The following is a 15,590-nucleotide window of genomic DNA, read 5'->3' as shown; positions in this document are numbered from 1 at the left end:
GTAAATAAAGGCTAATGTTATCAAGATGATTGAATCTTATGTAAAATAGAAAAAATACACATTGTAGAATTAATTAGCCACGAGAAAGTTTATATTTGAAAAAGAAAACTAGAAAAATAATACTATTAAAATGGATATAACAGGCGCTCAAAAACAAGTAGACAACTGGATTAAAAATCATGGAGTTCGTTACTTCAATGAACTTACAAATATGGCACAACTAACTGAAGAAGTTGGTGAGGTTGCTCGAATTATAGCGCGTCGTTACGGTGAACAAAGTGAAAAAGAAAGTGATAAGCAAAAGGACTTAGGAGAAGAATTAGCTGATGTTATTTTCGTTGTTCTTTGTTTGGCTAATCAGACAGGAATTAATCTTCAAGATGCTTTTGATAAAAAACTTAACATCAAAGCTAAACGAGACCATGATCGCCATCATAATAACGAAAAACTAAGATAAATGAGCATATTAAAAAAAATGCAACAACCTTTATTTTGGAGAAATGTAATTAGAGTAACGATTCCTTTTTTTATTTTTGTCACTCTCTTTTCTTTAGTTTTTACAAACTCTAAAGATATTTTCTCCGGAAATTTTAATAATGTATATGAAATCAATTTTTCTAATGGAAAATGGATTCGTTTTTGGGGCTTCAAAATAATTTTTAGCTTTATTTATGGAATTTGGATTACTAATAAGAAAATGACCTAATTATCATGAACTTACAACTACAAACACAAAACTCTACGATTCAAGCCAAAATCTCAGTATCAGGATCAAAAAGTGAGTCGAACAGACTTTTAATTTTACAACAGTTATACCCTAACTTAGAAATTGATAACCTCTCTGACTCTGATGACACAAAACACATACAAGAAGCGTTTCTCTCAACTAACGAAATAATCAATATTGGTCATGCAGGAACTGCAATGAGATTTTTAACAGCTTTTTTTGCTTCTAAAGAAGGCGTTATAAAAATATTAAAAGGGTCTGAACGAATGCACAACCGCCCTATAAAAGTTTTAGTAGAGGCTTTAAGATCTTTAGGTGCTAATATTTCTTACCTTGAAAAAGAAGGATATCCTCCCTTAAAAATTATTGGACAGAAACTAAAAAAAAATCAAGTCGCTATAAATAGTAATGTAAGCAGTCAATATATATCTGCTCTAATGCTTATTGCCCCTAGTTTACCAAATGGTCTAAATATTAAGTTAACAGATAAAGTAACATCTGTTACCTACATAAAAATGACATTGAATTTAATTAATCAACTTGGGGTTGAAACCAGTTTCAAAGACAATTTAATTACTATAAATCCAAAATCGAATATAGTAAATCAAGTAGTAACAGTAGAATCAGATTGGAGTTCAGCATCTTATTTTTACTCGTTAATAGCTTTAAGTAAACTCAATTCAAGTATTACGTTAACAGCATATAAAGCAGATAGCTTGCAAGGTGATGCTGTTTTAGGTGAAATATATGAACATTTCGGTGTAAAAACGTTTTTTAAAAAAAATAGTATTACACTGATAAAATCCTCTATCCATTCAAATAATACATTAAGTATAAATTTAAATAACGCTCCTGATATTGCACAAACAATTGCAGTTACGTGTTTTGGTTTAGGTATTTCATGTTCTTTAACAGGATTGCATACATTAAAAATCAAAGAAACGGATAGATTAGAAGCTCTTAGAGAAGAATTAACTAAACTTGGAGCTATCATTAAAGTAACTGATAATAGCTTAGAATTAAAAGCAAGTAATAAGATTAACAAAAATATAGATATTAAAACCTATAATGATCATAGAATGGCTATGGCTTTTGCTCCTCTAGCTTTTAAAACGACATTAAAAATAAATGATGCTGAAGTCGTAAGTAAATCTTTTAGAAATTTTTGGATTGATATGAGTAAAATTGGATTAAAAGTTGAAAAGATATAGTTATTAATCAAAGATACGTTTTTAACAAAATGGTTTCATCAAAATAAATATAGAATAGCTTGACATCCCCCCTATCGATATTGTATATTTGCCCCTCGTTTAGAAATTTTTACAAATGAAATTATCGAATTTTGATTTTGACTTGCCAAAGGAATTATTGGCAGAATACCCTTCAGAGCATAGAGACGAGGCACGTTTAATGGTGTTAAACCGAGAAAAACAAACAATTGAACATAAATTATTTAAAGATTTAATCAATTATTTTGACGAAGGTGACGTAATGATGCTTAACAACACCAAAGTTTTCCCTGCTCGTATGTTTGGGAATAAGGAAAAAACAGGTGCACGAATTGAAGTATTCCTTCTACGAGAATTAAATGCTGAAAATAGATTATGGGATGTTTTAGTAGATCCTGCTCGTAAAATCAGAATTGGAAATAAATTATTTTTTGGTAATGATGATAGTTTAGTAGCTGAAGTAATTGATAATACGACATCACGTGGAAGAACTTTACGTTTTTTATTTGATGGATCATATGAAGAATTTCGTCACAAATTAATTGAGTTGGGTGAAACTCCTTTGCCTAAGTATATCAAAAGAGATGTTGAGCCAGAGGATGAAGAGCGCTACCAAACAATATTTGCAAAACACGAGGGAGCTGTTGCGGCACCAACCGCAGGATTACATTTTTCTAAACACTTAATGAAACGTCTAGAAATCAAAGGTGTTGATTTTGCTGAAATGACATTACATGTTGGTTTAGGTACTTTTAATCCTGTAGAAGTAGAAGACTTGTCCAAACATAAAATGGACTCAGAACAAATCATTATACCTGACGAAAGTGCCAACATTATAAACAGTGCTTTAGATAGAAAACGAAGAGTTTGTGCGGTCGGAACGACAGTTATGAGAACTGTAGAATCTTCTGTATCTGCAAGTAAACGGTTAAACCCTTACAATGGGTGGACAAATAAGTTTATTTTCCCTCCTTATGACTTTAGTATAGCAAATTGTATGGTTACTAATTTCCATACACCAAAATCAACCCTATTAATGATGATTTCAGCATTTGCAGGTCATGACTTCGTGATGGATGCCTATAATGAAGCAATTAAAGAAAAATATAAATTTTATTCTTACGGAGATGCTATGCTAATAATATAAAGCAGCCAAATATTTAAAAATATGATCAACTGGTAATCCTCTAAGATTACCAGTTTTTTATTTTACCTTTGCCATAACTTTCAACTTTAAGATAATAAATTGAATAAAAAAAAAGACATTCGTTCACTAAGCAAAGAACAGCTAAGGGAGTTTTTCGTTTCAAACAATGATAAGGCTTTTAGAGGAAACCAAGTTTATGAATGGCTATGGAGTAAAGCTGCACATAGCTTCGATGACATGACAAACCTTTCTAAAATTACAAGAAAGATGTTAGACGAAAATTTCGTTATTAATCATATTGAAGTTGATTCCATGCAACGTAGTAATGATGGAACCATCAAAAATGCAATAAAACTGCATGATGGATTAATTGTTGAATCTGTCTTAATTCCCACAGAAACAAGAACAACTGCTTGTGTATCTAGTCAAGTCGGATGTAGTTTAGATTGCAAATTTTGTGCAACAGCTCAATTGAAACGAATGCGTAATTTAAATGCAGATGAAATATATGATCAAGTTGTAGCAATTGACAAACAAAGTAAAATTTATCATAATCATAAATTATCAAATATTGTTTTCATGGGGATGGGAGAACCCTTGATGAATTACAATAATGTACTCAAGGCTATTGATAAAATTACATCTCCTGAAGGACTAGGAATGGCAGCAAGAAGAATAACCGTTTCTACTTCAGGGGTTCCCAAAATGATAAAGAAAATGGCTGACGATGAGGTTCGTTTTAATTTAGCGGTGTCACTTCACTCTGCCATTGATAGTGTTAGATCCTCTATCATGCCATTTAATACTCGATTTCCCTTAAATGATCTGAAAGACTCATTAGAATACTGGTATGCTAAAACAAAAAGAAAAATCACATATGAATATGTAGTTTGGAATGGAATCAATGATAGAAAAGAGGATATTGATGCGTTAGTTTCTTTTTGTAAATATGTGCCCTGTAAAGTGAATTTGATTGAATACAATCCTATTGATGATGGTCAGTTTCAACAAGCTTCTGAACGGACTTTGAATAATTATATTTCAAACCTTGAAATGAATGATATTATTGTAAATGTAAGAAGATCAAGAGGTAAAGATATTGATGCTGCTTGTGGTCAGCTAGCTAATAAGTCATAGTCAAATAAATTTGGAATAATAATTCTCATTAAAATTCTTTTACACAATCATGTAAAAGAAACATCTCTATGAACGAAATATTTCAACTTCATTTTTGAATAAACTTAATTATCAAAAAATCTTCATCCCCTTTTAAATATTTTAAAATATAGAAAGAGGTTAACTTATAAAACACATAAATACAATCAAGTGTAAATTTATTCTTATTTTTGTTCGTCGATATGAAGCCCGTAGAGCAAATTAAAATACCCATAGCTAAAGAGATGGAACTCTTTGAAACAAAATTCAAAGACGCCATGATATCTCGAGTTCCATTACTAAACAGAATTACCTACTACATTGTAAGACGAAAAGGCAAACAAATGCGCCCAATGTTTGTTTTTTTAGTAGCTAAAATGGTTTCCGATGGAGGTTTTGATGAGAGAACTTATAGGGGAGCATCTGTTGTAGAATTAATTCATACAGCAACTTTAGTGCATGATGATGTTGTTGATGATAGTAATCAACGAAGAGGTTTTTTTTCAATTAATGCACTTTGGAAAAATAAAATTGCTGTTTTAGTTGGAGACTTTTTACTTTCAAAAGGACTTCTTTTATCTATTGATAACGAAGATTTTGATATATTAAAACTCATTTCAATTGCTGTACGTGAAATGAGTGAGGGAGAACTGCTACAAATTGAAAAAGCCAGAAAGCTAGATATTACAGAAGAAGTATATTTTGAAATTATAAGACAAAAGACTGCTACTTTAATCGCTGCTTGTTGTGGTATTGGCGCAGCATCAGTTGGCGCTAATAACAAGACTGTACAACAGATGCGAAAGTTCGGCGAATACATTGGAATTGCTTTTCAAATAAAAGATGATTTATTCGACTATACAGAAGATAAAATAGGTAAACCAACAGGCATTGACATAAAGGAACAAAAAATGACTTTACCTCTAATTTATACACTGAACAACGTTTCTAAAAAAGATAGGAACTGGTTAATCAACTCTATAAAAAAACATAATCACGATAAAAAAAGAGTCAAGGAGGTTATTTCTTTTGTAAAAAAGAATGGAGGTATAGAATATACTATGAATAAGATGCATAGTTACAAAAGCAAAGCTATAGCAATCTTAAATAATTTTCCTAACTCCGAATATAAAAATTCTTTAGTAAAAATGATTGGTTATGTAGTCGAGCGTAAAATATAAAGCATATCAAATTTTGTTACCATAAAATAATATTCATTTTTCACCAAACTATGCTGTCACACCTCCCACATTCTTTTGCATAGTAAAAAATGTGTTTTTTAATTATATAATGTTCTTCAGCAGATATGTTTTTACTTATATGAATTTGTAGAAAATAATTTAAATATTAATTCTTTTACATCTTCATAAGTTATATCTGCATTATTTTCGTTGAAAACAACTTGTTCAATAAAAAATATTTAAAACAAAAAAAAAGTATTCCACTCTATATCTATGACTAAAGTAAAAACCTACTTATGAAAGTAAATTTTTACTTTAATTCCTCTTCCTTCTTATATCAATCATCTCACTATTTAGCTACATATATCGTTCGTTAATCTAAAGAATATGTTTTTTCGTATTAAGAGAAATATATTTAATATATAGTTAATTTTTTGTATTTCAATTACTGAAAAGAAGTAAAAAACAGGGGACCGTTTTTACTTCTTTTCTTTTTTCTGGATTTTATAACTATTGAAATAATAAAATAGAGGTGTAAAAGATATCGTGCATGGATCAATACAAATGTACTATTCGTAAATCTAATTTTGTTAAAGATTGTAATTTATGTCATCACATAGAGAGTCCTATCATACCTCAATACTTTATTTCACAAGATAAAGTTTGGACTCCGCAAGGAATTTACTATTATTTTTGAGATAAGCACTTTTACTAAAAGCACTTCTGCTCTTCAGATGGCAAGACGTTTAAATATTAATTAGACATACCTCTTCGTTATTTATGTGTAAAATTGATTAGCTATTTCTAACAGTGAGAAGCATCCTATTGTAGGAGATATTTTGGTTGATAAATTTGTATAGGTAAAAAAGATTTGAAACAAAGGAAAAAGCAATGATGATAGGAAGAAAAAAAGTTGTTTTAGCAATAAAAAAAGGAGATACGAGAGGAGTCAAATACACCTATTTTAAAACCATAGACAATTATTTATCAGATGAATTACACAAAATATTTGTGAGTCACATGGACACAAAAGCCAATGTAACTAAAAATAGATGGACTGGATAAAAGCCATTAAAAAAGGAGTATAATATTACTCAACTAAAAAGTAATTGCTTTATTTTTTTTAAGATTAACACCATCATTTATCAAGTAAAAGCAGTTTTAAAAAGTTTTTATTCTTAGATTAATGACAGGCATTTTCAAAAATACTTGAATGGATATAGTTATTGTTTAAATAGTTCAATACACAAGCAAACTGTTTTTGATAACCTAGTTAACAGAACTATTAAACATGAGGATATTGGTTGTCAAAAAAATAAATTAAGAACTCAAATTAACAATTCAATAATAATAAAATATTCATCTATAGTTAAACGGTTCCCTCAATAAATAAGAACTAATTAACCATCAAAACAAGTTACTAGACTAATTTTAAAATAAAAAAACGAAGTACCGTAGTATCTTTATTGCATAGAGTATAGAAAGTATAAATATAGTTTGGTTAATTTAAAAGAAGCATTTTTTCTTGAAAAATGCTTCTTTTTTCTTTCTAATAACGCTTTTAAGTTAAGATTTATTTTTTTGCGATATACTATCTATTTTTACGTTATAGACCTATAATCTAAATACCTTTTTTACCTTTTCTACGTAATCTAATTTTTCCCAAGTAAATAATTCAACACTCAGTGTTTTTTTATCCCCATTAGGCTGAACAAAAGTCTTTTCTACTAATTCATTTTTACGCCCCATATGCCCATAAGCTGCAGTTTCGCTATATATAGGTGCTCTTAACTTTAATCGGTTTTCAATTGCATATGGTCTCATATCAAAAAGCTCTGAAACTTTTTTAGCTATTTCTCCATCTGTTAAATTAACTTTCGAGGTCCCGTAAGTATCTACGAAAATACCCATCGGCTCAACAACTCCGATAGCATAAGAAACCTGAACTAAAACCTCATCTGCAACTCCAGCCGCTACTAAATTTTTGGCTATATGACGAGTCGCATAAGCAGCAGATCGATCTACTTTACTTGGATCTTTTCCTGAAAAAGCACCTCCTCCATGTGCCCCTTTTCCTCCATATGTGTCTACAATTATCTTTCGACCTGTAAGTCCTGTATCCCCATGAGGACCTCCTATAACAAATTTACCTGTTGGGTTAATGTGATACTTGATTTTTTCATTAAAAAGAGCTTTTATCTCATTAGGTAAATGTTTTTGAACCCTTGGAATTAATATTTCAATGATATCTTTTCTAATCTTTTTTAACATTATCTCTTCTTCATCAAAATCATCATGTTGTGTTGATACTACAATAGCTTCAATTCTTTGAGGGACATTATCATCTGAATACTCAATGGTAACTTGGCTTTTTGCATCTGGACGTAGGTATGTTAGATCTTTATTCTCTCTTCTTAAAGTAGCTAATTCTTTTAATATTAAATGAGATAAATCAAGTGCCAACGGCATGTAATTCTCAGTTTCATTTGATGCATAACCAAACATCATTCCCTGATCCCCAGCTCCTTGTTCTTCTTTTTCTTGCCTATCAACTCCTCTATTTATATCATCTGATTGTTCATGAATCGCTGATACAACTCCACATGAATTTCCATCAAACATATACTCCCCCTTTGTGTAGCCAATCTTATTTATTACATCTCTTGCTATTTTTTGAACATCTAAATATGTATTTGATTTAACTTCTCCTGCCAATACTACTTGTCCTGTTGTCACTAAAGTCTCACAAGCAACTTTGGAATTGGAATCAAAGGCTAAAAAATTATCAATTAATGCATCAGATATCTGATCAGCAACTTTATCAGGATGTCCCTCAGAAACGCTTTCTGAAGTAAAAAAATATGACATATTTTACTTTTTTAAATTTCTAAAATAGAAAAATTTATGATTGCTGCAAAAAGAAGTATGTTACTGCTTTAGCATTTTTTTATGAGGTTGCAATCAGACAAATTTTTCCTCTGTTTTTACAAAAACAAAAATAAATATTATTTAGAGAATTAAAAATAAAGTTATCATAAAAACAATTGATAAGTTAATAATAAAAAGTAATTTTTCAACAATTGCATAGGAAAAATAAATGCTTACTTTTGTATCTTAATCAAGATAATAACCATAAATAAAATATTAGATACGATGGCATTAGAAATTACAGACGCTTCCTTTGATGAAGTTGTGTTAAACTCAGATATACCTGTATTAGTTGACTTTTGGGCTGCTTGGTGTGGACCTTGTAAAATGATAGGCCCAATCATCGATGAAATAAGCTCAGAATACGAAGGAAAAGCTATTATTGGCAAGGTAGATGTTGATGAAAATCCTGATATTGCTAGACAACTTAATGTTAGAAACATTCCTACAGTTTTAATATTTAAAAATGGATTACAAGTAGATAAGCATGTAGGTGTTGCTTCTAAAGATGTTTACAAAAAAAAGATAGATGCTCAATTGTAAGAATTACAATAATAAGAAATTAAATAACAGAGGTTTGGTGTTTACCAAACCTTTATTATTTTTATCCTTTAATGAACTACTTGCAAAAAATTATGCGTTATCTATTATTTATCTTATCATTTATCCTGATTATTAACTGCAAAAATGCTCAAGAAAGTAAAGAGGTTTCAAAAGGTATCTCTCTAACACTTGCTAAAAGCCGCAAAAAACAACTAAGCGATGTTGTTTATAATTTAAACTTTTCTATCCCAAAAGAGAAGGAGAAAAATATTCATGCTAACCTTGAAATAAATTTTACACTCAAAGACACAGTAAATGATATCATAATAGATTTTAATGAGAAAACCAATCATCTTCAAGAAATTAATGTAAACCAAAAAAGAAGTGAAATAAATCACAAAAAAGAACATCTAATTATTGATAAGAAAGTCTTGAAATTTGGAAGAAACAAAATAAACATCAGTTTTTTAGCTGGCGAATTATCCCTTAACAGAAATGATGAATATCTATACACTTTACTTGTTCCAGACAGAGCAAGTACCCTATTTCCTTGTTTTGACCAACCTGATTTAAAAGCGCACTACAACTTGACTATAACAGCACCCAAAAACTGGAAAGTTTTAACTGGAGCTCATGAAAAATCAAGAATTACAAAAAATGAATTTACTGAATATAAATATGAAAAAACAGATAAAATGAGTACTTATCTATTTTCATTTATTGCAGGAGAATTTATTGAAAAAACTGATCAAAACGGTCCTTTCCCAATGCGGTTTCTATACAGAGAAACGAATCAAGAAAAGATTAATGAAAGCATACCAACTATTTTTAAAACTCACCAAAACTCAATTTCATTTTTAGAGGATTATACAAATCATAAATTTCCGTTTCAAAAAATGGACTTTGCTACCTTACCTCCTTTTCAGTATGGAGGTATGGAACACACTGGGGCCATTCAATATAGACAAAGCCTTTTATTTCTAGATAAAAGTGCCACTATAACTTCGAAATTACGCAGAGCTAAGCTAATTGCACACGAAACCTCGCATATGTGGTTTGGAAACTTAGTAACAATGAAATGGTTTGATGATGTTTGGTTAAAAGAAGTTTTTGCTAATTTTATGGCAGATAAGATTATGAATCCAGTATTTCCAAAAATCAATCATGATCTAAACTTTTTAATGTCTCATTACCCAAGTGCTTATTCAGAAGATAGAACGAAGGGAACAAATCCAATAAAACAGCATCTCGATAATCTAAAGAATGCAGGAGGTCTTTATGGTCGAATAATATACAATAAAGCTCCGATTATGATGCGTCAGCTGGAGTTGGTCATGGGAACTTCTCAATTTCAAAAAGGAATTCAAAAATACATAGCAAACTTCGCCAATAGCAATGCTGATTGGAGTGATTTGGTTAATATATTTGATGATTTATCCGAAAAGAATATAAAAGAATGGAGTAATACCTGGGTAAAGTCATCAGGAAGACCAATAATATCAGACTCTATTATTTATGAAAATGGTAAAATAAAAGATTTTTTCGTGAAGCAAAAAGCCGAGGATAAAAGCAGTAAAGTATGGAATCAATTTTTCAGTATTGGACTAAAATATGATGATGAAATCAAAATTTTGGATGTAAACTTAAATAAAGAACTAGTTCAAATTAACAATGCAAAAGGTCTACCCAAACCAAGGGAGATTATCTATAATTATAATGGGATCGGATATGGTGTGTTTCCCTTTGGTCTTTTAGATATTAATTCAATAAAAAATGATGTTGCAAGAGGACATAGTTTCATTAACCTATATGAAAATATGCTATTAGGAAAAATACCTGTTACAAACGCCTTAGAAACCTATATTTATGCATTAAAACATGAAAAAAATGAACTTATATTGAATTATATTTGTGGAAGAGTAAACACCATATACTGGACTTTCTTAACTAATCAAACAAGAGAAAAATACTCGAAAATTTCGGAGGTACTTTATAGCAGACTAGTTAATGGTGGCCCTGATAATATTCAAAAAACTCTTTTTTCAATATTAAAAAATATATCAAATCATAAATCTGGTAAAGAGATATTATATCTTATTTGGGAACGTAAGATTGAAATTAAAAATCTTAATTTAAACGAAAATGATTTTACTAATTTAGCCATTAAATTAGCTATCTACAAGCATCCTGAAGCTTCAAGCATACTTGACAAACAATTAAAAAAAATATCTAATAAAGATAAAAAAGAACGATTTTTATGGTTATTACCTTCATTATCTTCTGATGAAAATGTAAGAGATAATTTTATGATTTCTTTAAACAAGGCAGAGAATAGAGAAAAAGAATCATGGGTAGGTGATGCTTTAACCAATATAAATCATCCTTTGCGTCATGGAGTTTCAACAAAATATTTACCTCAGATTTTAGATCTTTTAGAAGAAGTTCAACTAACGGGAGATATTTTTTTCCCAAAGAGATGGCTATCAAATTCTATCGGACATTACTCTTCTTCAGATGCTCTTGAGCGAGTTGATAAATTTATTAGTTTAAATAAAAACTATAACCCAATTCTTTTAAAGAAACTACTAATTGTAACGGATAATTTAAAAAGAGCACAAACAATAAAAGAATAAAGATTTAAAATTAAAAAAGAAAACAGTGTTTTTTAGATAAAAATGCAGAAAAAATTTCTTAAAATTAAATAAGAAAAATCAATAAGCTACCCTTGTTTTTTAATTACAACGTACCTAAAAATCATTTAAACAGTTTATTTTTTTAATAAGCATGATAAAAAATATAGTATAGTTTAAACTTCATATGTTTCGCAAAACCTTTCTATTCTTTTTAACAAAAAAACAACGTAAATAATAGATTTGATTCTAATCAGTTTAGACAAATAAGAGAAAAAAAACCTTCAGATTTCTGAAGGTTTTTTTTCTCTTATTTTTTGTAAATCAATTTGGTAGTAGATTTATTATTACTACCCTCAATATGAACACGATACAGACCTTTACATAAATTAAAATTAGTTAAGTCTATCTTTCTATCTTTTGTGCATAATATCTCTTCTTTTGAAGAAAAAGGGTATATTCTCACATTCTTTATATAAGCTCCCTTATCAAAAATATTCAAAACATTTACTACTGGGTTCGGACCTATTGTAATTTCATTAAAAAATACTGCATCATCATCACAGCAATTCTCTCTATAATATGCTGTGCAATCAATATACCAGCAACCTTCGGATTCAGCATATGCTTGATCATCAACTTGAATACAGGTTAAATCTGTATTTCCTGTGGCACTAAATGAAGTTAAATTTGTATTTGCTCCATTTTTCATATTTAAAATATTTAATTCATTGTTGTAGCAAAATAAATCTGTTAATTCTTTGTTATTTGAAACATCTAACGTTTTAATATTATTGTTATAACAATAAAGTAATTCAAGTGAAGTTGCTCCAGAAACATTAAGTTTTTGAATGCTATTATTATAGCAGTAAAGATGTTCCAATAAACAATTAGAAGAAGCATCTAATTGTCTTAAAACATTGTTATAGCAGTATAATAATCTAAGAGAATCTGCACCGTCAATATTAAGGTTTACCAAATTATTCTCATAACAATATAAATCTGTTAAATTTTTGTTCTTTGATACATCAAGATGACTTAATTGGTTGTTATAACAGTAAAGACGCTCAAGCTGTTTTGCCTTTGATACATTTAAAAACAACAATTCGTTATTGTAGCAATAAAGGTCAGTTAAATTTTTATTAAATGAAAGCCCTCCTAACCAACGAAGTTGATTATCATAACAATGCAACATTGTCAATGATGGAGTACCCCATAAATGCAACTGTCTTAATTGGTTATTGTAGCAATATAGGTACTTTAAAGCATTGTTTCGACCAATATGTAACTGTCTCAATTTATTATTATAACAATAAATCGATATTAACGCCTTGTTTCTTGATAAATCAAGACTGGTTATTTCGTTATCATTACACCACAATCCTGTTAAGTTTTCAAAAGCTTCAATCCCTTTCAAGTTTTTAATCCCTCTACCCTGAATGTAGAGCGCTCCTGAAAAGCATTTTGCTTCTGATAATTGAATTTTACCATCGTGGTTAATATCAACTCCAGACTCGTGAATGAGATAGCTTTTAAAAGCAGAGTCGGCGACCCTAAGTTCTGTTGCGTAAATTACTCCAACGCAAAGGAGCAAAATAAAAGTAAAAAATTTGTTCATAATCATTCTTTGTAATTGTTCTTAAGTGAACAAATATGAAATACTTTTTTTTAAAAAAAAATAAGGGAAAACCCTACAAATCAAATACCTAATAACCATTAAAAACAAGTTGTTTTAACCTTAAAAATCAAATTTTGAAATATAAACAGACTAAAGAAGTATTTGACTATCTCCTATTCTTTCATTATTTTCGAAGATTATGATTGATTTAAACAACTCTAACTTTCCTGAAATTAAAAATCTAGACCTTTTAGCAAAACATGTCGTAGAAGGATTTATAACGGGCATACATAAAAGTCCTTTTCATGGATTTTCCGTTGAGTTTTTAGAGCATAAGCTCTACAACAAAGGCGAGAGTACAAGGCACATAGATTGGAAGTTATTCGCAAAAACAGAAAAATTATACACCAAGAAATATGAAGAAGAAACAAATTTACGTTGTCACATAGTCATTGATAATTCCGCCTCAATGCATTTTCCTTTCAGTAGTAATACAACTCATGATAATTTGAATAAAGTAGGATTCTCATGCGTGGCTGCTGCTGCTTTATCTGAAATACTTAAGAGACAACGTGATGCCATTGGATTAAGTATTTATTCAGACCACTATGAATTTTACACTCCTGAAAAAGGAAGTGAACGTCATCGTAAAATGATCGTAAATCAACTGGAAAAGCTTATGCTGGCTAAGTCTTCTTTCTCAACTGACACTTATGAATACCTCCATCAAATCGCTCAAAAAATTCATAGAAGATCATTAATATTTCTGTTTACTGATATGTTTCAAACTACTAAAAATGAAGATGAATTATTTGACGCACTTCGTCATCTTAAGTACAACAAGCATGAAGTCGTCTTATTTCATACCTATGATATGGAACTTGAATTCAATTTTAACTTTGAGAATACGCCAAAAAAATATCAGGATGTTGAAACGGGTGAAGAAATTAATATATACCCAGAAAACATAAAAACTCATTATAAAAATCTTGTCAACGTATTTTTCGAAAATCTAAAGAACAAATGCTTACAATACAAAATAGACTATGTCCCTGTGAACATTCACGAGGGTTATGATAAAATACTTTTGACCTATTTAATCAGCAGAAGAAATTTTTTATAAAACTTCCTTTCATAATTAAAAAATTATAATATATTTGCAACCGCTTAAAGCAACGGTCTGGTAGTTCAGCTGGTTAGAATACATGCCTGTCACGCATGGGGTCGCGGGTTCGAGTCCCGTCCAGACCGCAAAAGTTCTTAAAAAAAGAAATTATATTTTTAAAATATTTATTGCAAATAAAAAAAACAATTTTATATTTGCAACCGCTTAAAGCAACGGTCTGGTAGTTCAGCTGGTTAGAATACATGCCTGTCACGCATGGGGTCGCGGGTTCGAGTCCCGTCCAGACCGCAAAAAACTTCTCTATTTATTAAGAGAAGTTTTTACTATTTAAACACAGTTAATAATTGTGCCTCTTATAAAAATTCAATAATATACCAGTCATCTCATTCCTACTTTTTAATAAATTATCATAAATATCTGTTCGACTACATTGCCAAGAACAAGTAGTTTCTTATTTAATTAAATTTTTTTCTCCCTTTACAATTTTTTACTTTTATTTAAACTCTATACTAGAAATACTCATAGTTTATTTTATCCTTCTATCTGCTCTATTAACCAACAAAAAAACAATTAATCGTAACTAATTAAATAATTGAAATAAAAAAAACTTAATTATTAACCCAAATTTAATGGCGAAAAATTAAAGTAAGAGTTCAGTTTTTTGAGATCATATTGATGAATGAATATCATTCTTACAATATTCCTTTCTGTTAAAAAAAATATAAATAAAAAAAAAACAGACAAACAACAATACTTTTTTTGTAGTTTTAGAATCAAAATTATGTACGATTAGCTGTATATTCAACCTAAACGATGACGAGCTAATTAACAAAGTTACCTTCTAAAATGAAAAATAAAATGAAAAATAAATACTCAAATAGGTTCATAAATCTTTCTCTATTTAAAAGTCTATTCAATCAAATAGAATTACTGAACAGAATTAAGTTGGTAAAAAGATTCATATCAAAAATAAGTCACTCAAGACTTATTATTCAAAAAACTTATTCAAACTAGCAATTTAAGAAACCATCTAATAGATATAAGTAAAAGAGGAATTTCAAAATTTCCGGTGTATAGTTATATTATTAAAGTCTTAAAAAGGTAATAAGAATAATACCCATTTACTGTTCAATTTAAAAATAAATACAACAAAATGTATAGTAATAATTATACGAAAAATAGCTCGTATATAATATTGAGCCTTAAAAAGTCAATACGAAAACATGTATAATATCTGTTTATGAATTAAAATGTAAAAAAATAACTCCAAAAAACCTTCTAAAATGAAAAATAAAATGAAAAATAA

At 29.3% G+C, this 15,590-nt stretch carries 12 protein-coding genes and 2 tRNA genes; 12 read left to right on the top strand and 2 right to left on the bottom strand.

Going from position 1 to position 15,590, the window contains the following annotated elements:
• The first annotated feature begins 130 nt into the window (after window positions 1-130).
• The 7 genes from AC2GW8_RS12380 (at window position 131) to AC2GW8_RS12350 (ending at window position 6,504) form a co-directional block, all read left to right on the top strand.
• Window positions 131-457: a nucleotide pyrophosphohydrolase gene (locus tag AC2GW8_RS12380; protein ID WP_440880182.1), complete on the top strand. Its 327-nt coding sequence runs from the start codon at window positions 131-133 to the stop codon at window positions 455-457.
• Window positions 458-706 (top strand): hypothetical protein, encoded by a 249-nt coding sequence (locus AC2GW8_RS12375; protein WP_440880181.1) that lies wholly within the window; start codon window positions 458-460, stop codon window positions 704-706.
• 5 nt (window positions 707-711) lie between these two features.
• Window positions 712-1,938, top strand: coding sequence for a 3-phosphoshikimate 1-carboxyvinyltransferase (locus AC2GW8_RS12370; protein WP_440880180.1), 1,227 nt, complete (start codon window positions 712-714; stop codon window positions 1,936-1,938).
• Window positions 1,939-2,053: 115 nt separating this feature from the next.
• Complete coding sequence (queA, locus tag AC2GW8_RS12365) at window positions 2,054-3,103, top strand: tRNA preQ1(34) S-adenosylmethionine ribosyltransferase-isomerase QueA (protein ID WP_440880179.1); 1,050 nt, start codon at window positions 2,054-2,056, stop codon at window positions 3,101-3,103.
• A gap of 99 nt (window positions 3,104-3,202) precedes the next feature.
• Window positions 3,203-4,240 (top strand): dual-specificity RNA methyltransferase RlmN, encoded by a 1,038-nt coding sequence (rlmN, locus tag AC2GW8_RS12360; RefSeq protein WP_440880178.1) that lies wholly within the window; start codon window positions 3,203-3,205, stop codon window positions 4,238-4,240.
• A gap of 221 nt (window positions 4,241-4,461) precedes the next feature.
• Window positions 4,462-5,439, top strand: coding sequence for a polyprenyl synthetase family protein (locus AC2GW8_RS12355; RefSeq protein ID WP_440880177.1), 978 nt, complete (start codon window positions 4,462-4,464; stop codon window positions 5,437-5,439).
• Window positions 5,440-6,330: 891 nt separating this feature from the next.
• Window positions 6,331-6,504, top strand: coding sequence for a hypothetical protein (locus tag AC2GW8_RS12350; RefSeq protein ID WP_440880176.1), 174 nt, complete (start codon window positions 6,331-6,333; stop codon window positions 6,502-6,504).
• 549 nt (window positions 6,505-7,053) lie between these two features.
• Here AC2GW8_RS12350 and metK read toward each other — a convergent pair.
• Entirely contained in the window at window positions 7,054-8,307 is a 1,254-nt protein-coding gene (gene metK / locus AC2GW8_RS12345) for a methionine adenosyltransferase (RefSeq protein ID WP_440880175.1), read from the bottom strand.
• A 285-nt stretch (window positions 8,308-8,592) separates the two neighbouring features.
• On the opposite strand from metK, the gene trxA reads away from it, so the two are divergent.
• Together trxA and AC2GW8_RS12335 are read left to right on the top strand one after the other, a co-directional pair.
• A complete protein-coding gene (trxA, locus tag AC2GW8_RS12340) occupies window positions 8,593-8,910 on the top strand; it encodes a thioredoxin (protein ID WP_440880174.1) in 318 nt (105 codons plus the stop codon).
• 92 nt (window positions 8,911-9,002) lie between these two features.
• Window positions 9,003-11,543, top strand: coding sequence for a M1 family aminopeptidase (locus tag AC2GW8_RS12335; protein ID WP_440880173.1), 2,541 nt, complete (start codon window positions 9,003-9,005; stop codon window positions 11,541-11,543).
• Between the two features lie 307 nt (window positions 11,544-11,850).
• Here the strand turns inward: AC2GW8_RS12335 and AC2GW8_RS12330 are convergent, their stop codons facing one another.
• Window positions 11,851-13,158 carry a T9SS type A sorting domain-containing protein gene (locus tag AC2GW8_RS12330; protein ID WP_440880172.1) on the bottom strand — a complete coding sequence of 436 codons (1,308 nt, stop codon included), beginning with the start codon at window positions 13,156-13,158 and terminating at the stop codon, window positions 11,851-11,853.
• Window positions 13,159-13,357: 199 nt separating this feature from the next.
• Here AC2GW8_RS12330 and AC2GW8_RS12325 point away from each other — a divergent pair, with 199 nt between their 5' ends.
• The 3 genes from AC2GW8_RS12325 to AC2GW8_RS12315 all read left to right on the top strand — a co-directional run bounded on the left by AC2GW8_RS12325 (window position 13,358) and on the right by AC2GW8_RS12315 (window position 14,572).
• Window positions 13,358-14,281, top strand: a complete 924-nt coding sequence (locus tag AC2GW8_RS12325) for a DUF58 domain-containing protein (RefSeq protein WP_440880171.1) — start codon at window positions 13,358-13,360, stop codon at window positions 14,279-14,281.
• 54 nt (window positions 14,282-14,335) lie between these two features.
• Window positions 14,336-14,409, top strand: a tRNA-Asp gene (locus tag AC2GW8_RS12320).
• Window positions 14,410-14,498: 89 nt separating this feature from the next.
• Window positions 14,499-14,572, top strand: a tRNA-Asp gene (locus tag AC2GW8_RS12315).
• Window positions 14,573-15,590 lie beyond the last annotated feature (1,018 nt).

Source organism: Tenacibaculum profundi (genome assembly GCF_057162725.1).
Note: the sequence above shows the minus strand (reverse complement) of the source record. Positions and strands in the feature narration are given on the sequence as shown.